The 574-nt window shown below is 41.5% G+C and carries 1 pseudogene; it reads left to right on the plus strand.

Annotated features, from left to right (window positions below):
* Positions 1-464 precede the first annotated feature (464 nt).
* Positions 465-574, plus strand: a pseudogene (locus tag DXA74_RS16120) (ParA family protein); the annotation flags it as partial.

The following is a 574-nucleotide window of genomic DNA, read 5'->3' on the forward strand; positions in this document are numbered from 1 at the left end:
AACACACCTTGCTATTTTCTGACGAAAATCGAAATCCGTCACGGACGGATTGGGGTTAGCGTGGAACGGTAAGCCCAGCCATTCACCAGCCCTGTTTTACACCTGCGCCCCCTGCGGTTCGTTACTCCGCTGCAAAGTAACGGTGATTTATAATGCTGTAAAATAGGTGGTTGGTGGACAAAACGGGACAGCGCAGGACAAATCGGGACAAGGTTTTCAAGGGACGTTTTTTCTCCCTTTTTTTGCATCGGATTTCAATATTGAAAGCAAGATTGAAAGAAATATTCCAATCAGGAAAGAATGATTGAAAGCAGGATTTCAATAAAACATGATTGCAGGATTTCAATATTTCAAGAAAGAATGAAAGCAGGAAAACAAGATTGAAATAAAACAGTCTTTCAATATTTCAAGATTGCAATATGGAAAGAATGATTGAAAGCAATAAACAAATCTATCAACCAATAATGAACGGAAGCAATATGGAAAACGAGAAAACACCCCTTTATGTCGCCTTTTCCACACAAAAGGGCGGGGTCGGCAAAACCACCTTTACCGTGCTGGCGGCGAGTTACCT

The sequence above is a fragment of the Bacteroides sp. OF04-15BH genome (assembly GCF_003477995.1).
Taxonomy (GTDB): Bacteria; Bacteroidota; Bacteroidia; order Bacteroidales; family Bacteroidaceae; genus Paraprevotella.